At 33.6% G+C, this 21,414-nt stretch carries 22 protein-coding genes and 1 rRNA gene; 2 read left to right on the forward strand and 21 right to left on the reverse strand.

Going from position 1 to position 21,414, the window contains the following annotated elements:
• Nucleotides 1–13 precede the first annotated feature (13 nt).
• The 17 genes from secE to LQ682_RS07195 all read right to left on the reverse strand — a co-directional run bounded on the left by secE (nucleotide 14) and on the right by LQ682_RS07195 (nucleotide 14,780).
• Nucleotides 14–193, reverse strand: coding sequence for a preprotein translocase subunit SecE (secE, locus tag LQ682_RS07115; RefSeq protein ID WP_016999414.1), 180 nt, complete (start codon nucleotides 191–193; stop codon nucleotides 14–16).
• 13 nt (nucleotides 194–206) lie between these two features.
• Nucleotides 207–347, reverse strand: coding sequence for a 50S ribosomal protein L33 (gene rpmG, locus LQ682_RS07120; protein WP_081501334.1), 141 nt, complete (start codon nucleotides 345–347; stop codon nucleotides 207–209).
• Between the two features lie 50 nt (nucleotides 348–397).
• Complete coding sequence (locus LQ682_RS07125; RefSeq protein ID WP_147640582.1) at nucleotides 398–1,015, reverse strand: sigma-70 family RNA polymerase sigma factor; 618 nt, start codon at nucleotides 1,013–1,015, stop codon at nucleotides 398–400.
• Between the two features lie 79 nt (nucleotides 1,016–1,094).
• Entirely contained in the window at nucleotides 1,095–1,613 is a 519-nt protein-coding gene (locus LQ682_RS07130) for an NYN domain-containing protein (protein WP_016999412.1), read from the reverse strand.
• Entirely contained in the window at nucleotides 1,613–2,359 is a 747-nt protein-coding gene (gene rlmB / locus LQ682_RS07135; RefSeq protein ID WP_016999411.1) for a 23S rRNA (guanosine(2251)-2'-O)-methyltransferase RlmB, read from the reverse strand. The genes LQ682_RS07130 and rlmB overlap by 1 nt, the downstream gene beginning before the upstream one ends.
• A complete protein-coding gene (locus LQ682_RS07140) occupies nucleotides 2,352–2,741 on the reverse strand; it encodes a Mini-ribonuclease 3 (protein ID WP_037539268.1) in 390 nt (129 codons plus the stop codon). Before LQ682_RS07140 ends, rlmB begins: the two co-directional genes overlap by 8 nt.
• Nucleotides 2,742–2,754: 13 nt before the next feature.
• Entirely contained in the window at nucleotides 2,755–4,158 is a 1,404-nt protein-coding gene (gene cysS, locus LQ682_RS07145) for a cysteine--tRNA ligase (protein WP_103268661.1), read from the reverse strand.
• On the reverse strand, nucleotides 4,142–4,783 hold the full coding sequence (gene cysE, locus LQ682_RS07150; protein ID WP_103268660.1) for a serine O-acetyltransferase: 642 nt from the start codon (nucleotides 4,781–4,783) through the stop codon (nucleotides 4,142–4,144). Before cysE ends, cysS begins: the two co-directional genes overlap by 17 nt.
• Nucleotides 4,784–5,033: 250 nt before the next feature.
• Nucleotides 5,034–6,491 carry a glutamate--tRNA ligase gene (gene gltX, locus LQ682_RS07155; protein WP_147640581.1) on the reverse strand — a complete coding sequence of 486 codons (1,458 nt, stop codon included), beginning with the start codon at nucleotides 6,489–6,491 and terminating at the stop codon, nucleotides 5,034–5,036.
• 16 nt (nucleotides 6,492–6,507) lie between these two features.
• Entirely contained in the window at nucleotides 6,508–6,987 is a 480-nt protein-coding gene (gene ispF / locus LQ682_RS07160; RefSeq protein ID WP_016999406.1) for a 2-C-methyl-D-erythritol 2,4-cyclodiphosphate synthase, read from the reverse strand.
• On the reverse strand, nucleotides 6,980–7,666 hold the full coding sequence (gene ispD / locus LQ682_RS07165) for a 2-C-methyl-D-erythritol 4-phosphate cytidylyltransferase (RefSeq protein ID WP_103268658.1): 687 nt from the start codon (nucleotides 7,664–7,666) through the stop codon (nucleotides 6,980–6,982). The genes ispF and ispD overlap by 8 nt, the downstream gene beginning before the upstream one ends.
• 1 nt (nucleotide 7,667) lies before the next feature.
• The gene (locus tag LQ682_RS07170; RefSeq protein WP_103268657.1) at nucleotides 7,668–8,726 is read right to left on the reverse strand and encodes a PIN/TRAM domain-containing protein; all 1,059 of its coding nucleotides are present in this window, start codon (nucleotides 8,724–8,726) and stop codon (nucleotides 7,668–7,670) included.
• Between the two features lie 21 nt (nucleotides 8,727–8,747).
• A complete protein-coding gene (radA, locus tag LQ682_RS07175; RefSeq protein WP_016999403.1) occupies nucleotides 8,748–10,118 on the reverse strand; it encodes a DNA repair protein RadA in 1,371 nt (456 codons plus the stop codon).
• A gap of 155 nt (nucleotides 10,119–10,273) precedes the next feature.
• Complete coding sequence (locus LQ682_RS07180; protein ID WP_016999402.1) at nucleotides 10,274–12,739, reverse strand: ATP-dependent Clp protease ATP-binding subunit; 2,466 nt, start codon at nucleotides 12,737–12,739, stop codon at nucleotides 10,274–10,276.
• Between the two features lie 19 nt (nucleotides 12,740–12,758).
• A complete protein-coding gene (locus tag LQ682_RS07185; RefSeq protein ID WP_016999401.1) occupies nucleotides 12,759–13,766 on the reverse strand; it encodes a protein arginine kinase in 1,008 nt (335 codons plus the stop codon).
• 1 nt (nucleotide 13,767) lies between these two features.
• Nucleotides 13,768–14,304: a UvrB/UvrC motif-containing protein gene (locus LQ682_RS07190; RefSeq protein ID WP_016999400.1), complete on the reverse strand. Its 537-nt coding sequence runs from the start codon at nucleotides 14,302–14,304 to the stop codon at nucleotides 13,768–13,770.
• Nucleotides 14,305–14,318: 14 nt separating this feature from the next.
• Nucleotides 14,319–14,780 (reverse strand): CtsR family transcriptional regulator, encoded by a 462-nt coding sequence (locus LQ682_RS07195; protein WP_016999399.1) that lies wholly within the window; start codon nucleotides 14,778–14,780, stop codon nucleotides 14,319–14,321.
• A gap of 175 nt (nucleotides 14,781–14,955) precedes the next feature.
• Here LQ682_RS07195 and LQ682_RS07200 point away from each other — a divergent pair, with 175 nt between their 5' ends.
• Nucleotides 14,956–16,176, forward strand: a complete 1,221-nt coding sequence (locus LQ682_RS07200; protein WP_064204252.1) for a NupC/NupG family nucleoside CNT transporter — start codon at nucleotides 14,956–14,958, stop codon at nucleotides 16,174–16,176.
• A 45-nt stretch (nucleotides 16,177–16,221) separates the two neighbouring features.
• Here the strand turns inward: LQ682_RS07200 and pdxT are convergent, their stop codons facing one another.
• Together pdxT and pdxS are read right to left on the reverse strand one after the other, a co-directional pair.
• Nucleotides 16,222–16,800, reverse strand: coding sequence for a pyridoxal 5'-phosphate synthase glutaminase subunit PdxT (gene pdxT, locus LQ682_RS07205; RefSeq protein WP_103268655.1), 579 nt, complete (start codon nucleotides 16,798–16,800; stop codon nucleotides 16,222–16,224).
• A gap of 1 nt (nucleotide 16,801) precedes the next feature.
• On the reverse strand, nucleotides 16,802–17,689 hold the full coding sequence (pdxS, locus tag LQ682_RS07210) for a pyridoxal 5'-phosphate synthase lyase subunit PdxS (RefSeq protein WP_103268654.1): 888 nt from the start codon (nucleotides 17,687–17,689) through the stop codon (nucleotides 16,802–16,804).
• Between the two features lie 107 nt (nucleotides 17,690–17,796).
• On the opposite strand from pdxS, the gene pdxR reads away from it, so the two are divergent.
• Nucleotides 17,797–19,188 carry a MocR-like pyridoxine biosynthesis transcription factor PdxR gene (pdxR, locus tag LQ682_RS07215; protein ID WP_239724063.1) on the forward strand — a complete coding sequence of 464 codons (1,392 nt, stop codon included), beginning with the start codon at nucleotides 17,797–17,799 and terminating at the stop codon, nucleotides 19,186–19,188.
• 155 nt (nucleotides 19,189–19,343) lie between these two features.
• Here the strand turns inward: pdxR and LQ682_RS07220 are convergent, their stop codons facing one another.
• Together LQ682_RS07220 and rrf are read right to left on the reverse strand one after the other, a co-directional pair.
• On the reverse strand, nucleotides 19,344–21,236 hold the full coding sequence (locus tag LQ682_RS07220) for an FUSC family protein (protein ID WP_064204254.1): 1,893 nt from the start codon (nucleotides 21,234–21,236) through the stop codon (nucleotides 19,344–19,346).
• Between the two features lie 93 nt (nucleotides 21,237–21,329).
• A 5S ribosomal RNA gene (gene rrf / locus LQ682_RS14275) occupies nucleotides 21,330–21,414 on the reverse strand; the annotation flags it as partial.

Here is a 21,414-nt window from a genome sequence, read left to right on the forward strand (position 1 = left end):
TTGCCACTCCTTACTATTTAATCAAATTAATTAACTCTGTAATTCCTAAATCTAATGCGTAGAAAAAGATTAAGAAGAAGATTACAGTACATACTACTACTGTTGTATATTTAACAAGTTCTTTGCCAGTCGGCCAACTTGTTTTTTGCATTTCTGATTTTACGCCTTGAAAGAAGTTTTCTTTTTTAGCCATTGATTTTCCTCCTTTATATGGATTCTTTATGCAATGTATGCGTATTACAAGTTTTACAAAACTTTTTTAGCTCTAATCGTTTATCTGTTTCTTTCTTAGGGACTGTATAATTTCTCGCTCCGCATTTTTCGCAATTTAAAGGGACTTTTCTCATATTCTCACCTTATTCATTCTAATCCTAGATTAATATACAAAACAAAACACCTAGTTGTCAAACAACACAGAAACGATTTCTTGCTTATTTAATCTATTTTTTAGCCGGTATTGTGCATTGTATATGTGTTTGATAGGTACATTAAGCTCTTTCGATATTTCTTTTTTACTTTTCCCTTGCATCGTACAGTTTACAATCCGAGATTCAAAAGCATTTAACCCTATTTCTTTTATAAATGACGAACAAAAATGATTAAATATTATCATATCTTCAAATGAGTGATGTTTATTATCTACAACTTTATCAATTAAATAATCTACTTCGTATTTATTTGATCTATCAATTGTGAGCATTTTTGTATGAAACTGTTCCTTTTCACTTGTGGCTTTACGTATAAAATCTATTTTAGCATTTTTAATAATGTCGTTAACACAATGAGAAAAAGGTTGTGGTTGCTCTATATCATAAGTTAGCACTTGTTTATACAATTTATATCTCACTATCTGTGCGATATCTTCACAATCTTCTTTAGATATATTAAGCATTTTAATTCGTTTCATTATATCTTGATCATAAACTTCCAATAATTGATTAAAGCAATCGACTTGGCCTCTTTGAATTGTTTGAATCCAGTTTAAAGTTTGATTCTCTTTAATTGTATCATGCATGTTGTTCATTCCTTGTTCATAAGTATTGAACACATTTTACAGATTCAATTATTATTAAATCAAACTGCATTTTTTAATATTACTTATTGTTTCTACGCCATTTTTCGAATTGTTGTAGTACTTCATCAGGCAAATGTAATCTATTTCTAGGTGTCTTTGTTTCTATATCTGATAAATGTTTCGTTACCACAGATTCTTGCCTCGCTATTGTTGACCACATCTCTCTCGATGATATCCGATAAGCACCTGTCCCAAAAATAGCGTGTTGCTCACTCATATCACTCGTTACAACTGTAATATGTGTAATATGCTTTCTATACAAATCATAAGTTAATCTTTCAATATAACTATCTGCCGTTTCTTTCCCTTTTGTATATACTATTTTGACACCGTGTTTTATTTCTATTGTTTCTGTTCCTTCAACACCATAAGCGTCAAAGACAACAATCATCTCTCCGTCATGTTGTGTATTATAGTTAATAAGTGTGATTAACAATTTGTCCCTTGCTTCTTCTAATGAGACTTTCGCAGTCTCGGATAATTCTTTTGATTGTCCTATCAAATTATAACCATCAATAATCAAATAGATATCTTTCATTATTCTTGTCCTATCGGGTGCCTTTTTCTATATACTTCATACATAAGAAGACTGGCTGCAACGGACGCATTAAGGCTATTAACATGCCCAACCATAGGCAATTTAATATAGAAGTCACACTTATCTTTAACTAACCTACTCATACCTTCTCCCTCACTACCTATCACAATAACTAATGGCATATTAACATCCATTTGTCGATAATCCGTTGCATGTTTAGCATCAGTACCAGCTATCCAATAACCAACTTCTTGTAAACGCTCCATTGTACTCGGTAGATTCGTAACACGAATAACAGGTACATGCTCAATAGCACCTGTTGAAGCCTTAGCTACAGTAGCATTTAATTGAACGGACCTTCTTTTAGGAATAATAATTCCATCGATACCTATTGCATCAGCAGTTCTCATAATTGAACCTAAATTATGAGGATCTTCTAATCCATCCAACATTAACAGACAGGGTTGATGTTCAATATCTTTTGTTTCAGATATAAAGTCTTCTAATTCTTTATAAGGATAAGGTGCTATTTGTGCAGCTATACCTTGGTGTGGGACGTCTGTAAGGTAGTCTATTTTTGATTTCGGTACTGTTTGAACAACGATTTTCTCTGATTTTGCAATCTTTAAAATATCGTTAATTTGTTTTTTATTGATACCTTCTTGGATTAACACTTTGTTAATTGTATGGCCAGAAGTAATCGCTTCTTTCACAGCATGTCTCCCGACAATTATTGAATCATCCATTTGTATTCACCCTTTCTTCTGTAATTTCTATCATTTTATTAATTAACAATTCTAAACGCTCTGTCTCATCATTTAAATATAAATAACCGATAACCGCTTCTATCGCAGAACTTTTACGATATGTTTGTATATCCGTATTCTTTGCTTTTGTATAACTTTTTGCATTACGCCCACGTTTAATAATAGCTAACTCTTCCTCATCGAAAAAATCTTCTTCTAGCAAAACGTTTAAAACATACGCTTGCCCTTTTGCGGATACATATTGTTTAGATAGTTGATGTAGACGGTTAGGCTTCCCTTTAATTTTCAGGATAATATACTTTCTTACATAAGTATCTAGTATAGAATCTCCCATATATGCTAATGACAAGGGGTTTAACATTTTTATTGATTGCTTATCCACGTTTAAACCTCACACCTTGAGGCGTATCTTCAAGGATAATATTTTGTTCTTTTAGCATATCTCGAATTTCATCAGCACGTTGGAAGTTTTTAGATTTTCTAGCTTCGTTTCGTTCTTCAATTAGTTGTTCGATTTCTTCATCTAATAATTCAGCATGTTCTTTACCATATAAAGGTACACCTAAAACATCACTAAAGATTTGGTAAACTTCTTTAAAGTATTCAATCGTTCTAACTGATGTCGCATTCTCTAATAAATACTTGTTTGCAAGTTTGTTTAAATCATACCAAGCAGTCATTGCGTTAGCTGTATTAAAGTCATCGTCCATATACATTTCAAAATCTTTCAACGCTTGGTCGATACCTTCGATATATTGATTCGTTTCGTCTTCTTTAAGCAAAGCATGTTCTTCTCTATCCACTAAAGATTTGTAACTGTTTCTGATTCTTTCTAAACCTTTTTTAGCTGCCTGTACTAAATCTAAATCATAGTTAACTGGACTTCTATAATGTGCACCAACCATAAAGAATCGTAAAACATCTGGATCAATTTCCTTAATAATATCATGCACTAAAATAAAGTTACCAAGAGACTTACTCATTTTTTCATTATTAATATTTACAAATCCGTTATGCATCCAGTAGTTAGCAAATGTTGTATCACTATGTGCTTCAGATTGTGCAATTTCGTTTTCGTGGTGAGGGAACTGAAGGTCTGTTCCTCCTGCGTGTATATCAATTGTATCACCTAAATGTACATGAGCCATGACAGAACATTCTATATGCCAACCAGGGCGTCCTGGTCCCCATGGGCTGTCCCACTTAATTTCACCAGATTTAGCTTTTTTCCAAAGTGTGAAATCTAGTTCATCTTCTTTTTGTTCACCTGTTTCAATTCTAGCTCCAACTTTCAAGTCATCAATAGATTGGTGGCTCAACTTGCCATACCCTTCAAAACGACGTGTACGATAATAAACATCTCCACCACTTTCATAAGCATAACCTTTATCGACTAATACTTTTATAAACTCGATAATGTCATCCATATGGTCCATAACTCTTGGATTTGAAGTACCTCTCTTACAATTTAATGCCCCAGTATCTTCGTAAAATGCTTGAATAAAACGATCTGCTATTTCTGGAACTGTTTGACCCAATTCATTAGCTGTTCTAATTAATTTATCATCAACATCAGTAAAGTTAGATACATAATCTACTTCATAACCTTTATATTCTAAATAGCGTCTAACAACGTCAAAGGCTACTGTCGACCTTGCATTTCCAATATGAATATAATTATAAACAGTAGGGCCACATACATACATCTTAACTTTGCCCTCTTCAATTGGTATAAATTCTTCCTTTTGTCTTGTTAGCGTATTATATAACGTAATCATCAACAATCTCTCCATTCTTCGTCTTTTCAAGTTGACGTTCTAATTCTTTTAATTGTTCATAAATTGGATCTGGTAAGTTAGTATGATTGAAGTTTTTACCAACTTTCATACCATCTTGCTTAACAATCCTGCCTGGGATACCTACTACTGTTGAGTAATCAGGAACATCTTTTAACACAACTGAATTGGCACCAATGTTTACGTTGCTGCCAACTTCTATATTGCCCAGTACTTTAGCACCAGCAGCAATCAATACATTATCACCTATATCTGGGTGTCTTTTTCCGCGCTCTTTACCTGTACCTCCGAGGGTAACGCCTTGATAAATTGTCACATTGTTACCAATTCGACATGTTTCACCAATCACAATACCCATTCCATGGTCTATAAATAATCTCTTTCCTATCGTAGCACCAGGATGAATTTCCACTCCAGTAAAAAATCGTGAAATTTGTGAAATTGATCGAGCTATAAAATACATTTTTTTCTTAAAAAACCAATTAGCAATCAAATAACTCCATATTGCATGTAGCCCTGAGTAAGTCATAACAATTTCAAATGAAGATCTTGCAGCAGGGTCCTGATCAAACACCATTTGAATATCATCTTTGACTCTTTTAAACATCTCTTTCCCCCCCTCAGATATCAAAAAGGCACCTCTAACAATTTTTGCTAGAGGTGCCTTTTGCACGGTTCCACTCTTGTTTAGCATATATCTATGCTCACTCATTTAAATATATAAATTTTCATTCAATAAAGGTGCATTCATTTATAAATGTGGCACATTTTCACCAACCATGTGCTCTCTTATTTCACATTTATTAAATTACTTGGCCTTTAAGTATTTAATATCATAGTTTTTTATTTACAAAAAATCAAATAATACGTTTTAATCTACTTAACACTTTATCTCTACCTAATAATGCTATTGTATTAGGTAATTCAGGTCCATGTGTTTGTCCAGTTACCGCTACACGAATAGGCATGAATAACTGTTTACCTTTAACACCTGTTTCTTTTTGAACTGCTTTAATTGATTTCTTAATTTCAGCTGGTTCATCAAAAGGCTCTAAACTTTCAAATTGTTTAATAAGCTCAGTCATGACAGTAGGAACTTGTTCACCGTTTAAGACTTCTTTAGCTTCATCAGAGAAATCTAAATGTTCTCTGAAGAACAACTCAGATAGCGGTACAATTTCACCTGCGTAGCTCATTTGCTCTTGATATAAAGCAACCAAGTCTCTAGCCCAAGACAATTCTGCTTCTGATGGACTTTCTGGTAATAATCCTGCTTTTACCATGTGAGGGATTGTCATTTCAAATACAGTTTCAGAATCTTTTTCCTTCATGTATTGGTTATTGATCCACTCTAATTTTTTCTTATCAAAGAATGCTGGAGATTTAGATAGTCGTTTTTCATCGAAGATTTTAATGAATTCTTCTTTAGAGAAAATTTCTTCTTCGCCTTCTGGAGACCAACCTAACAATCCAATGAAATTGAATAAGGCTTCAGGTAAGTAACCTAAATCTTTATATTGTTCGATAAATTGTAAAATTTGTCCATCACGTTTACTTAATTTTTTACGTTCTTCGTTAACAATCAATGTCATATGAGCAAATTTTGGCGTTTCAAATCCAAATGCCTCAAAAATCATAAGTTGTTTAGGTGTGTTTGAAATGTGGTCGTCCCCGCGGATTACGTGAGAAATTTCCATATAATGATCATCAATAGCAACAGCAAAGTTATATGTTGGAATACCGTCTTTCTTAACGATAACCCAGTCACCTATACCGTTTGAATCAAATGATACTTCACCTTTAACGATATCATTAAATGTATATGTTTTATTTTGAGGTACTCTAAAACGAATACTAGCTTGTCTACCTTCCGCTTCGAAAGCTTTCTGTTCTTCTAGAGTTAAGTGTGCGTGTTTACCACCATAACGTGGCATTTCACCTCTAGCTATTTGTTCTTCACGTTCTGCTTCTAATTCTTCCTGTGTCATGTAACATTTATAAGCTTTATCTTCAGCTAGTAATTTATCAATAAGTGGTTTATAGATATGGCCACGTTCTGATTGACGATAAGGGCCGTATCCTCCGTCTTTATTGACAGATTCGTCCCAATTTAAACCTAACCATTCAAGGTTTGAAAATTGTGAAGACTCTCCGTCCTCTAAGTTTCTGGCTATATCTGTATCTTCAATACGTATAACAAAGTCCCCATCATAATGTTTAGCGAATAAATAATTAAATAATGCGGTTCTTGCGTTACCGATGTGTAAGTAACCAGTTGGACTTGGCGCATATCTTACTCTTACTTTGTTACTCATCGTCTCACTCCTGTTTTTAATCTTTATTTGTTAATAATACCACAGCTTGTGCTTGTATGCCCTCTTCTCTTCCTAGAAATCCTAATTTTTCATTTGTTGTCGCTTTCACATTAACATCTTCTATTGATACTTCGAAAATTGTAGCAATCTTATCTCTCATGTTATCAATATGTGGTCTAAATTTAGGTTTCTCAGCAATTATTGTAGCATCCACATTTCCTAGTTGGTATCCCTTTTTTAAAACTTGTTGATAAGCCTCTTTTAATAATATTTTCGAGTCTGCATCTTTAAATGTTTGATCGGTATCTGGAAACAACTTACCAATGTCACCTAAACTTGCAGCACCTAAAATAGCATCTGTAATAGCGTGTAACAATACATCTGCATCGCTATGTCCTTTGAGCCCTTTAGTATGTTCTATTTCAATTCCACCGATAATAAGCGGTCTATTTTCATCGAATTCATGTACATCATATCCATAACCTATTCTAAACATCATGAATACCTCGTCTTTCTATTATTGATTCTGCTATCACTAAGTCTTCAGTTGTTGTTATTTTAATATTATCGTAATCTCCACTGAGGACGTGGACTTTAAAACCAGCTCTTTCAACTAAAGATGCGTCATCTGTACCTACAAAAGATTCCGAATCCGCTAATTGATATGCTTTTAAGATGATTTCTCTTTTAAAAGATTGAGGTGTTTGGACTTGCCATACCGTTTCGCGTTGATAAGTTTCTTCTACAATACCATTTATCACTTTTTTGATTGTATCTTTAGCTTGAACCGCTAAAATAACAGCACCATGCTCTAAAGTATCTTCGTATAGTTGTTCTACTTTTTCTTCTGTTACAAAAGGTCTAGCTCCATCATGTACAATAACAACTTCAGTATTTACTAATACTTTTAACACTTCATAAATACTATGCTGTCGTTCTTTACCTCCTGGTATAATACCAGCCACTTTTTGAAAGTCTTTTAAATGTTTTTCCATTATATTGACCTCTTCAGGGTGGGCAGCAATAAAGATTTGTTCACATGACTTCATATTTTCAAAAACTGAAACTGTTCTTCTTATAATCGTTTCACCTTTGATTTTTAAAAATAATTTATTAATATCCTTACCCATTCTCTTCCCTTGACCAGCAGCTGGTATTATAACTGTAAAACCCACGCTAAGACACCTTCTTCGCAAAAATAATTCTTCCAGATGACGTTTGTAATAGACTCATTACTTCTACAACTATTGTTTTGCCGATATATTCTCTACCTTTTTCAATAACAACCATTGTACCGTCATCTAAATATCCAACACCTTGGCCATCTTCTTTTCCTATTTTAGTAATAAGTAATTCGAACTGATCGCCTTGATGCACAATTGGTTTAATTGCTTCAGACAAATCATTAACATTTAAAACTTTAATACCTTGTACAGAACACACTTTATTTAAATTATAATCTGTCGTAATAATACTTGCGTTATATTTTTTAGCTAAAACAATCAATAGTGCATCTACATCTTTATGGGTAGAATTAGGTTCAATGATAGAAATAGGAAAATCAGTATCCTTCAATGAATTTAACATATCTAAACCACGTTGTCCTTTATCTCTTTTTAAACTATCTTTTGAATCAGCAATAACTTGTAGTTCTTCAATTACGCCTTGAGGGACTAATATTTCACCGTCTAAAAATTGGCATTTCACGACATCAAGTATACGTCCATCAATAATGGCACTAGTGTCTAACAATTTAGCGTTTCTCGCAGTAGTTTGTCTTGTTAATGAGTTCGAAATATTCTCTGGGAACAACCTAAGAATTTCTTCACGCTTTTGTAACCCAATTTGAAAGCCTAAATAACATAAAAAAGCAGCAATAATAATAGGTAATATATGTTTCAATACGGGAGCGCCAATCATTTCCAATATAAACGAAACCATTACAGCAATCATTAGACCAATCATAACACCAATAGTTGCGAAAAATATTTCTAAAATACTTCTCTTTAACAAATATTTTTCACCTTGATCAGCCATATACACAATTTTATCGATTAAAAAACCAAACAGCAGAAATATAACGACTGCCCCGATTAGACCATCAATATATGGGTTAGTAAGTACCTCTTTAGGTTGTATACTAAAAGCGTTAATCAACTCAGGAATAACTAGAATACCGACCGAGGATCCTATAACTAAATAACATAGAATGATGAGGGCTTTTAAAATTTTCATACGTCAACCTCCTAATGGTTTCTATGCATTAAAGGCAATTTTCAATGCTTCTCTTGTTGTAGAAACACCAATAACTTGTGTGCCTTCTGGGAACTCTAAACCTTTTAAATTATTTTTCGGTACGATGATGCGTTTAAAACCTAGTTTAGCCGCTTCCTGAACACGTTGGTCAATTCTAGCAACCCTTCTTACTTCTCCAGTTAAGCCGACTTCACCAACAAAACAATCGTCTCCTTTTGTTGGTTTATCCTGAAAACTAGATGCTATTGCTATTATAATACTTAAGTCAACTGCTGGCTCACTTAATTTAACACCACCAGCGATTTTAATATATGCATCTTGTTGCTGTAGTAAGAAATTTTCTTTCTTTTCAAGTACTGCCATCAACAAGCTCAATCTATTATGGTCTATACCAGTAGCCATCCTTCTTGGATTATGGAAAGTTGTTGGCGTTACTAATGCCTGTACTTCAACTAATATCGGTCTTGTTCCTTCCATAGTTGCAACAATAGTCGAGCCAGCCACATGTTTTGTTCTTTCTTCTAGGAACATTTCCGAAGGATTTTTCACTTCGTTTAAGCCAGTTTGTTTCATTTCAAATATACCCATTTCATTTGTTGAACCAAAACGGTTTTTAACTGCTCTTAATATTCGATAAGCGTGATGTGTGTCCCCTTCAAAATATAATACGGTATCCACCATGTGTTCTAGCAATCTAGGACCTGCAATTTGTCCATCTTTCGTAACATGTCCAACGATGAATGTTGCTATATTCATTTGCTTAGCAATATGCATTAAATTCTGTGTACATTCTCTCACTTGAGATACTGAACCAGGAGCCGACGTAACTTCTGGATGGTATATAGTTTGTATTGAATCTATTACTAATACATCTGGCTTTTCTTTTTGAACCATACTATGAATAATTTCTAAGTTTGTTTCAGCGTATACATTTAGTTCGCCTGAATCTTCAACGAGTCTTTCTGCTCTTAATTTAGTTTGTCTTACCGATTCCTCACCAGAGACGTAAAGTACGTTTTTCTGTTGTGATAGAGCGGCACAAATTTGTAATAATAGTGTCGATTTACCGATACCCGGATCTCCACCTATTAATACAAGCGACCCTTCTACTACTCCGCCGCCTAATACGCGGTTAAATTCATTAATTTTCGTTAAAATTCTAGGTGTGTCTTCATCTTTAATGTCTTTTAATTTTTCTATTTTTTGTGCTGGTACATCTGATTTAAATGTATTTTTAGGCCCTTTTGTTTCTTTATGTTCTATTGTTTCTTCCATTTGATTCCATGCGCCACAATTAGGACATTTGCCCATCCATTTTGGCGATTGGTACCCACAGGCTAAACATTCAAATATTACTTTCTTTTTCGCCATTCATGATACCTCCGTGTTAATTGAATAGTTATATTTTAAACTTGGCAGACTTGAAAAACAAATTTATATACTTTTTTCTAACAATAAAAGTCCGCAAACCTTTATTATATATGGTTTGCGGACTCATTATATTATTTAAGTTAAAATTTTCTATTTTATACTTTTGAAGTTTCTTCTTCTGATTCATCTTCTTTATGATCTGATAAATCAAATTTAAATTCGTCATCGCGATAATCTACTACAACGTCTTTACCAACTAAATCTTGACCAGACAAGATTAATTCACTTAGATTATCTTCAACATTTTTTTGGATTGAACGTGTTAATGGTCTAGCACCATATTCAGGGTCAAATCCTTCGTCTGCTATTTTCTCTTGAGCTGAGTCAGTTAAGCTAATATGAATACCTTGTTCTGATAAACGTTTAGTTAAATCGCTAGCCATCTTAGAAACAATTTCTTTAAGATGTGGTTTTTCTAGTTTGTGGAATACAATGATGTCATCTACACGGTTTAAGAACTCTGGTCTAAATTGTTGTTTTAATTCGTCCATCATTGTTTTTCTAATCGTTTCATAGTCTGGACCACTATCTTTAGCAGCGCCAAAGCCAACGAATTTAGCATTTTGAAGTTCTTGTGCACCTACGTTTGATGTCATTATGATAACTGTATTTCTGAAATCCACTTTACGTCCTTTAGAATCTGTTAAGTGACCATCATCTAATACTTGTAACAAGATATTAAATACATCTGGGTGAGCTTTTTCAATTTCATCGAATAATATAACTGAATATGGTTTACGTCTTACATTTTCAGTTAATTGTCCACCATCATCATGACCAACATAGCCTGGAGGAGAACCAACTAAACGACTGACAGAGTGTTTTTCCATAAACTCACTCATATCTACTCTAATCATTGCGTCTTCTTCACCAAACATTGCATCCGCTAATGTACGTGCAAGTTCCGTTTTACCTACACCAGTAGGTCCTAAGAAGATAAAGCTACCAATTGGTCTTTTCGGATCTTTCAATCCAGCTCTCGCACGTCTAACTGCTTTAGAGATAGATTGTACTGCATCATTTTGACCAATTACACGATTATGAAGAATAGATTCTAGGTTTAGTAATCTTTCTGATTCAGTTTCATTTAATTTCGTAATTGGAACACCTGTCCAATTTGCTACTACAACTGCAATATCTTCAGCTGTTACGCAAGTGTTTTTCTCGCCTTGGACTTTTTTCCATTCATTTTTAGTCTCTTCTAATTGTTTTTCAAGTTTTGTTTGTTTATCTCTTAAATTAGCTGCATTTTCAAATTCTTGAGAGTGTACAGCTGCATCTTTTTCTTTTTTAACTGTTTCTAATTCCGCTTCAAGTTCTTTTAGACTTGGTGGTGTTGTATAATTTCTAAGTCTTACTTTTGAACTTGCTTCATCAATTAAATCAATTGCTTTGTCTGGTAAGAAACGGTCTGAGATATAACGGTCACTCATAGTTACTGACGCTTCAATTGCTTCATCTGAAATATTGATGCGGTGATGTGCTTCATAACGATCTCTTAAACCTTTCAAGATTGCAATTGAATCTTCATTAGTAGGTTCGTCAACAGTAACTGGTTGGAAACGTCTTTCTAATGCTGCATCTTTTTCAATATATTTACGATATTCATCTAAAGTTGTCGCACCAATACATTGTAGTTCACCGCGTGCTAGAGCAGGTTTTAGTATATTAGAAGCGTCTATAGCGCCTTCTGCTCCTCCAGCGCCAATTAACGTGTGTAACTCATCGATAAATAGCACAACGTTGCCCGCTTGGTGAATTTCTTCCATTACTTTTTTCAGTCTTTCTTCGAATTCACCACGATATTTTGTTCCGGCAACAACTGTACCCATATCTAATGACATGACACGTTTACCTTTTAATGTTTCTGGTACTTCGTTCTGTATGATTGCTTGCGCTAAACCTTCTACAATCGCAGTTTTACCTACACCAGGTTCACCGATTAGTACAGGGTTGTTTTTAGTTCTTCTACTTAATACTTCTATTACTCTTGTAATTTCATCTGAACGGCCAATTACTGGATCTAATGTACCGTCTTCTGCAATTACAGTTAAATCTCTAGCTAAACCATCTAATGTTGGTGTTGCTTGATTTTTAGTAGCTTGAGCGTTTTTAGAGCCTTGTTCAGGACTACCTAGTGATTTCACTACTTGTGCTCTTGCTTTTGTAATATTTAAATCTAAATTAGCAAATACACGAGCTGCAACGCCTTCATTTTCTCTAATAAGACCTAATAATAAGTGCTCTGTACCTACGAATGTGTGATTTAATTTTCTTGCTTCATCCATAGATAGTTCGATCACTTTTTTAGCTCTAGGTGTATAATGAATTGCGCCAACTTGCTCTTGTCCTTGGCCAATTAAATTTTCTACTTCTTTTGTTACTTTTTCTTCAGTAATACCAAAAGCATCTAATACTTTTGCTGCGATACCTTCAGGCTCTTTCATTAAACCTAAAAGTAAATGCTCTGTGCCTATATTTGAATGGTTTAATCTCATTGCTTCTTCTTGTGCATGTGCTAAAACACGTTGTGCACGTTCTGTTAATCTACCAAATAGCATAAACTAACCTCCTATTTATTTATATGTTTTCTCTTAAAAATGTTGCCCGTTTTTCGTTTACTGAAACGTCTTCTTCTTCATTTTCAAAGAATGGTGTCTGTATTGTAACCATTAAATGATCAAAATTAAAGTTTTCCCTCTCGATATGACCTAAATCAATACCAAGTTTCATTTCACTTAAGCGAAGTGACGCTTCTTCAACCGACATTAATTGTGCTGATTGGAGTATACCTTTTGCTCGATGTACTCTATCTTTTGTTTCCATATGATTAAAGCGATTAAGTCTATTTCTAATTTGTTCTTCTTCGTGTATGATTTGTTCTACAATTTGCGTCAAATCTTCTATTATTTCTTGTTCGGTTTTACCTAAAGTTAATTGATTAGAAATTTGATATACATGGCCTAAAGCACCTGTACCTTCACCATATATACCACGAATTGTATAACCAAATCGATTAATCGCTTGGCCAATTCTTTTCATTCGCTTCATTATACTCAATCCAGGTAAATGCAACATTACACTTGCTCTCAAACCTGTTCCGATGTTCGTAGGACAAGTTGTTAGAAAACCGTGTTGTTCGTCATATGAAATTGTTAAATGCTTGTCTAACTCATCATCAAGTTTAGACGCTGTTTCATATAGTTCATTTAATACAAGATTATTACCCATCACTTGGATTCTTACATGATCTTCTTCATTTATCATCACGCTTGTCGATTCATCTTCGTTTAATAGAACAGCAGCACCGTATTCTTGTTTCGTTAATGCTGGACTAATAAGATGTTTAAAAACCAATTTGTTTTGTTCAAGTTCAGATAAATCTGATAAACGAACTAATTTTAAGTCTGATAAAGCTTTGCTCACTTTATCAATTACCCTATTGCCTATTTTGTCATCTTCAAATTTGAGCGGATGAACTTCATCTTGAAGGTTTCGAGCAAGTCTAATACGAGAGCTCATGATGATTGGTGAATTTGTCTTCTCTTTCATCCAATCACTAATGTGCTCATTTATATGTTCTTCCATTCTACTTGACCTCGCCTTCTGCTTTCAAAGCTTTAATTTCATCTCTAACAACTGCTGCGTCTTCAAAAGCTTGTTCTTCTATCAAACCTTGTAAGACTTTTTCTTTTTCAGCTATTTGTTGTTTAAGTTGTATTTTACTTCTTGATGAAACTGGTATTTTACCTGTATGCTCACCGCTACCAGCTTGAACTCTTCGGATGATTTGAGGAACATCATCTTTAAACGTCTCATAGCAATCATGACAACCGAATTTTCCGACTTTAGCTATATCAGTTAAAGTCATACTACAAGTTGGACAGCGCTTCTCTTCTTGAGGCTCAACCTTTTTAAAGTTTATACCGTGCTTACCTACAAGATATTGTAAAAATTGATTCACAACAAATTCTTGGTCTAAATTTTGATCATTTACGTGATCGTCTTGAAAATAAAAATGTTCTGAAGCACAACTTTTACATATCCATTGCTCTGTTTTATGCTTCTTTCCTGCAGATGTTAATTGAATTGTTGCTTCTTCTTTACCACAAATTTCACAAAGCATACTGTCACTCCTTTTTAATTATAATGTATGACTGCCAATATTCGTTTCAATATATTTGCTCGAATAATATCTCTAAATGGTATTTCTATTTGTAAAGTATCTCTGTGTATACTTTGTATAATCATTTTCTTTTCTCTATCTGTTATTAATTTGTTTTCGTACAAACCATCAACGATTCTAAATGCATTTGCTTGAGAGATTTCATCGCCAACTAAATCTATTAAATGTCTAATGAACGCTGACTGACTATTTGTCTCGACTTTGGATATACGAATATATCCACCGCCACCTCTTTTACTTTCTATGGCGTAACCATGTTCATTAGTAAACCGTGTTTTAATGACATAATTTAATTGCGAAGGTACACAATCAAACTTCTCAGCAATATGTGCACGTTTGATTTCGACGACCTCACCTTGAGCTTCTTCAAGCAACTGCTTTAAGTATTGCTCAATGATATCCGACATATTGTGCATTAATCATCACCTCTTTTGACCTTCTTTGACTATATTATATGTTCTGCTGTTTATTATTTCAATTAATTTGTTTCTTAAAAAAATTATTATTTTTGTGTACCGCTTTCATAAAAAATAAGTTATGATATAAGATAGGTTATTAAAGAGAATAATTCTTGGGAAAGGTGTGTGTGTTATGCATTTTATTATCGGGATTATCGGAATATTAGTATTCCTATTTCTAGCATGGGTAGTAAGTTCTGATAAGATGAAAGTAAGATGGCAATACATAGGATTAATGATTGTAATCCAATTTTTATTTGCATTCTTACTATTAAAAACAACAGGTGGATTAACTGTTATCGGTGGTATATCGAACGGCTTTAGTTATATCATTGACAAAGCAATGGAGGGTATTAACTTCGTCTTTGAAGGCGTCGCAAATATCGATCCAAAAACGAACAAACCTGTTTCAGTATATTTCCTTAACGTACTGATGCCGATTGTATTCGTTTCAGCGCTAATTGGTATCTTACAATATATTAAAGTTTTACCACTTATTATTAAATACTTAGGGTTCGTTATTTCTAAAATTAACGGCATGGGTAAACTAGAATCATATAACGCAGTTGCCTCTGCAATTTTAGGACAATCTGAAGTATTTATATCAATTAAAAAACAACTTCCTTTAATTCCTAAACACCGTATGTATACTTTAACTGCTTCAGCAATGTCGACAGTTTCAGCATCTATTATCGGTGCATATTTTACAATGGTTGAGCCTAGATATGTGGTTACAGCTATCGTCTTAAACTTATTTGGCGGTTTTATAATCGCTTCAATCGTCAATCCTTATACAGTAGATGATAAAGAAGACGACATAATGATAGAAGAGTCTGGAGAAAAACAATCATTCTTTGAAATGCTTGGAGAATATATTTTAGACGGATTTAAAGTAGCAGTTATTGTTGCAGCAATGTTAATCGGGTATGTAGCCATGATTGGTTTATTAAACGGTGTTACTGCTAATATCTTCTCATTTGTATCTGGCGGATCAATTTCTTGGGACTTCCAAACATTAATTGGATTCGTATTTGCGCCATTTGCATTCTTAGCTGGTATCCCGTGGGCTGATGCAGTCCAATCTGGTAGTATTATGGCAACAAAAGTACTTTCAAACGAGTTTGTTGCGATGGGTATTTTACCACAAGCTGAAATTTCTGAAAGAGCAAACGGTATTATTTCAGTATTCCTAGTTTCATTTGCGAACTTTGGTTCTATCGGTATCATCGCTGGTGCTGTTAAATCATTAAATGATGAACAAGGTAATAACGTTGCACGTTTCGGATTAAAACTATTATACGGTGCGACATTAGTATCGTTCTTATCAGCAACTATCGCTGGATTTTTCTTATAATATAATGAAACAGGGTGAGACTTTTATTAATGTCTCACCCTGTTTTTATTTTATTACTTGCGCATGATATTGAACGACAATTTCTTCAATAAAATATTTCATAATTTTATAATCATCTGTTAATTCCGGATGGAAAGAAATACCTAAGTATTGATTTTGTCTTACAGCTACAATTTTATCTTCAACAGTCGATAGAATATCTACATCATTATGTACTGATTGAATATGAGGTGCTCTTATAAATACAGCATTCAATGTCTCATCAATACCTTTAACTTCCAAGTATTCTTCAAAACTATCTACTTGTCTACCGAAGGAATTTCTTTCTACTGTTACATCTAATTTATTTAAATGGCTTTCTTGCCCTATTACTTCAGTAGCCAATAAAATAAGTCCTGCACATGTACCATACATAGGCAAATCACTTTTTCTTAAGGCTTCTGTAAAGCCATATAAATCCATCAACCTTCTCATTGTAGTAGATTCCCCACCTGGCAATACAAGTCCATCTAAACCACTTAATTGATCAACAGTCTTAACAGTAATGCCTTCATGTCCAGATTGTTCAATATGTTTTAAATGCTCTCTAACAGCGCCTTGTAAACCTAATACACCTATTTTCATCTTACCAACCACGCTCTTGCATACGTTCTTCTAAAGATAATTGATTAATATCCAACCCTTGCATAGCTGGTCCTAATTCTTTAGAAAGTTCCGCAATCAATTGATAGTCTTGATAATGAGTAGTTGCTTGAACAATTGCTTTTGCAAATTTTTCTGGTGCTTCTGATTTAAAAATACCTGAACCGACGAATACACCGTCAGCACCTAGTTCCATCATTAATGCTGCATCAGCAGGTGTTGCTACACCGCCAGCTGCAAAGTTTACAACAGGTAAACGGCCTAAATCTTTAATTTCTTTTAATATTTCATATGGTGCGCCAATGTTTTTAGCTTCAGTCATGATTTCATCATCGTTCATAACAATTAATTTACGCACTTCAGCATTTACTTGTCTCATATGACGAACCGCTTCAACAATATTCCCTGTACCTGGCTCACCTTTAGTACGTAACATTGCTGCACCTTCACCAATTCTTCTAGCAGCTTCACCTAAATTACGACAACCACATACAAACGGAACTGTAAATTCATCTTTTTTCAAATGGTACTCTTCATCTGCTGGTGTTAATACTTCTGATTCATCTATATAGTCTACACCCATCGATTCTAATACACGTGCTTCTGTAATATGACCAATTCTTCCTTTAGCCATTACCGGAATCGATACAGCATTCATTACTTCTTCCACAATTCGGGGATCAGCCATTCTTGCTACACCGCCTGCAGCTCTAATATCAGAAGGCACGCGTTCAAGTGCCATAACTGCGACAGCTCCTGCTTCTTCAGCTAATTTAGCTTGCTCAGCGTTAACAACATCCATGATAACGCCACCCTTTTGCATTTCTGCCATACCTCTTTTAACTTTATCTGAACCTGTAATCTTAGACATTTATTACTTCCTCCTTTTAAATCGCTTATTTGTAGGTTATACTAAATTCTGAACTGGTAAAAGTGTCAGATTTACAAAAATATAAGTGGTCAGAATGAGGGATTATTATGGAAATGCTAATGTTTAATATAAATCGCAATATCGATGTACCTATTTATCAACAACTTTATGAAAACATTAAACAAAATATTATTAATAATGTTATGCAACATAATGAAAAATTACCTTCAAAAAGACAGCTCAGTCATTACTTATCTGTTAGCCAAACTACAATAGAACATGCATATCAACTTTTAAGCGATGAAGGGTATATACATAGTAAAAATCGTTCAGGATTTTACATAAACGACATTGTGAACTTGCCTGTAACATATAAAACAAAAATTACAGACGAAGATATTCAAACTGAAAAAACATACAAATATTCATTCAAATTAGGTGCTATTGATAAAGAACATTTTCCACTAGATCAATTCAGGAAATTTTCTAAAGAGGCATTTGATTATTCACAACTTTCATTATTGGACAGTGGGCATAAGCAAGGAGATTATGAATTAAGAAAAGAAATCAGGCACTATATCTTCCATAGTAGAGGTGTTAATTGTTCACCCCAACAAATTATTGTAGGTTCATCAACTGAGCAATTACTCTCTATCATCACAGATCTTATTTCAAACTCTACTTACATGATAGAAGATCCACTTTATAAACAAGTAAGAGATTTATTGAAAAGAAAACACGTACCTTTCGAATTTATATCAGTCACTGAAAACGGTATTGATATTGAACAAATTAAAAAATTAAACAAAGAAGTCGTATATATTACGCCAAGTCATCAGTTCCCTACAGGCGTCATTATGGATTTAAAGAGGCGAACACAACTCATAAAATGGGCGTCTGAAAAGCAGACACGATATATTATCGAAGATGACTATGACTCAGAATTTAGATATAGTGGACGTCCTGTGCCTGCATTACAAAGCTTAGACAACACAGATAGCGTCATTTATGTCAGTACGTTCTCAAAGTCGATTTCCCCTTCTCTAAGAGTTGCGTATGCCGTCTTACCTAAGAAACTCATGCAACAGTATCAAAATAAAACAAATATAGAAGGCGGCACTGTGCCTAGACATACACAATATATATTGAGCCGATTTATGAATGAAGGTTTTTTTGAAAGACACCTAAATCGCATGAGAAAAATATATAGAAGTAAGCGAGATATTATATTAAATGAACTCATGAAATATCCAAATGATTTTAAAGTGTCAGGAGAATTAACAGGCATGCATTTTATATTGACGGTAGTTAATGGCTTAACCTTAGAAGAATGCTTACACCGTATAAAAAAATGTGATATAGATATTAAACCTTTAACACACTATCGATTTAAACAAAGTGATCATACTCCTCATTTTGTATTAGGCTTTGGAGGGATTAAGATAGACGAAGCTAAAGAACATATTGAAGCATTAATAAAGTGTTTGATGGAAGTATAATAAAAAAGGAGCGAGACAGAAATCTCATTTTAATAAAAAGATTTCGTAGTCCCACCCCGGCAAGGATGACTAGGGTTGAAAAAAGCTTGATATAAGCGCATTTTCAATCCAGTCAGCTACTGCCATTATAATGAAAGAGAGGCTGAGACATGTATTTATGTCTCGGCTTTATAACCTATTAAATTTTGTAATTTCATGAGTTCATTTCTTATGCTTTGGAATTCTTTTAATTTTGGAAGTTCTATAATATCGTATCTGACATTAAACTCTACTTTTTTGCATATATTCTCATAAGTTGTTAAATAAAGGCCTATTTCTTCATCTGTTAAGGTGCTTAAATTACCTCTTCTATAGGCTTGCTCGAGGGTGAATGCTAAGTGTTCAACTGTGAAAATAATTGGATAAACATACTCAATTTTTTTAACATCATTATCTATTTCATTTAATGCTGCTTGATACATTGCTTTTGTATTCATAATCTCTGTTTGCATTTCTCTAATGAGTAAAGTATCTATTAAATTAATATGATATTTATTTGATGAAAATAGTGTATGTAATAATTGTGATTGTATTCTTAATGTATTAATTATTGTTTTAGGTAGCTTTTTGGAAGCTTGCTTTCTACCTACTATTAACACTCCTATCAGACCAATAGCAGAACCAATCATAACATCAGTTATTCTCGGCAAGATAAGATAAGTATCAAAGTGTTTAGTAATCGCTGCTGACATTAATAATACGTTTGGTGTGATGAATGTGACAGCTATTGTATAATTCACTGCAATGAGCAATTCTGCTGCTGCCATAAGAATAGCCATTAAAATAACAATTGGCCATGTACTTGGTTCAAAATACAATATAACAACAGCTACTAATGTACCTATAATTGTGCCAAGTGTCCTTTGAAATGCCCTTTGTATCGTAGATAAAGAAGACGTACCTAATAAGACTGAGCAACATGATACCGGAATCCAGTAAGCACGTTCAAATCCTATCCCAAATGCTATAATAACAGATACGAACAAGATAATACCATACTGCATAGATTGCATTAGAACTAAAGAGTCTTTAGAAAAATTTTCTTTAATTGTTTTAGAATACATAGGTTTATGATGAATAATTTTCTTATCTATTTGAAGCTCATTTTCATTTAACAAAGCTTCAGCATCATAGATAAGCTTAACTAGTTCATTAATATAAGGGTCATCCCCGTTATAATACTTAATATCATAATTTAAGTCTGATTTTCCTTCTAATCTTTCGCATATGTAATTAAGTGCGACACTTATTTCATTAGGTAAACTTTCATAACCTCTTGATGATAATTCTAAGCATTCTGACCAAATTTCATCAGCTTTTTCTTTAAGTAACAATAAGCGATTATAATCTCTTTTATTATTCCAAAATGCTTTAGCAGTAGTTAAAGTTAGCGAGGCTTGATTGATTGTATTAAGTGTTTGACTTCTTGCTTTATTAAATCGTTCACCTTTAAAATTCTCCACTAAATAAGATAAGTTTTTATAAATATTTAGTACACTTTCAGTTTCAGGTTTTTTATGATTAAAAAATGCATCAACCATTACTACTAATGCACTCACTAAACCACCACATAAAACTAATGAACCTCGTAATAAGAAGTCTTCAGGGGCTATGGGCATAATAGAAGCTATACTATAAGTTAATATAAAGAATAACGATGATGGACCTGGAACTTGTAAAGATTTAAGAATAAAATGCGCACTCATGCCTATTAAACCTAATACAAAAGCATATAAGAAAGGCGTTGTAATAGTAATGCTCCCTAGCATTAAACAGATACTTAACATTATAGATACAGTAATAACCTTTCTTATTCTAGATGGGTATGAACCATTTATAATGTATATATGACTAAAAGAGCCTAAAAGAGCCGTTAAACCTAAATCAAATCGACCGACAATAACACTCGTAGACAAGATGGTAAAAACAATTATAGCTTGCATAATTGCCTTTTTAATTGCTATATTTTGCATATTTACTTTGAACATCACTTCGAAATATTTCTTCATTTATAACAACTCCTATCTTTTAAGTTTTAAGTCAAAAAAAAGAGACCTAACAGGTCTCGAGTGCGGCTCATCGCATCCATTTTATAAATATTTGCCCGGCAACGTCCTACTCTCGCGGAACGTAAGCCCAACTACCATCGGCGCTAAAGAGCTTAACTTCTGTGTTCGGCATGGGAAC

It is taken from the genome of Mammaliicoccus sp. A-M4 (assembly GCF_022386955.1).
GTDB lineage: Bacteria > Bacillota > Bacilli > Staphylococcales > Staphylococcaceae > Mammaliicoccus > Mammaliicoccus lentus.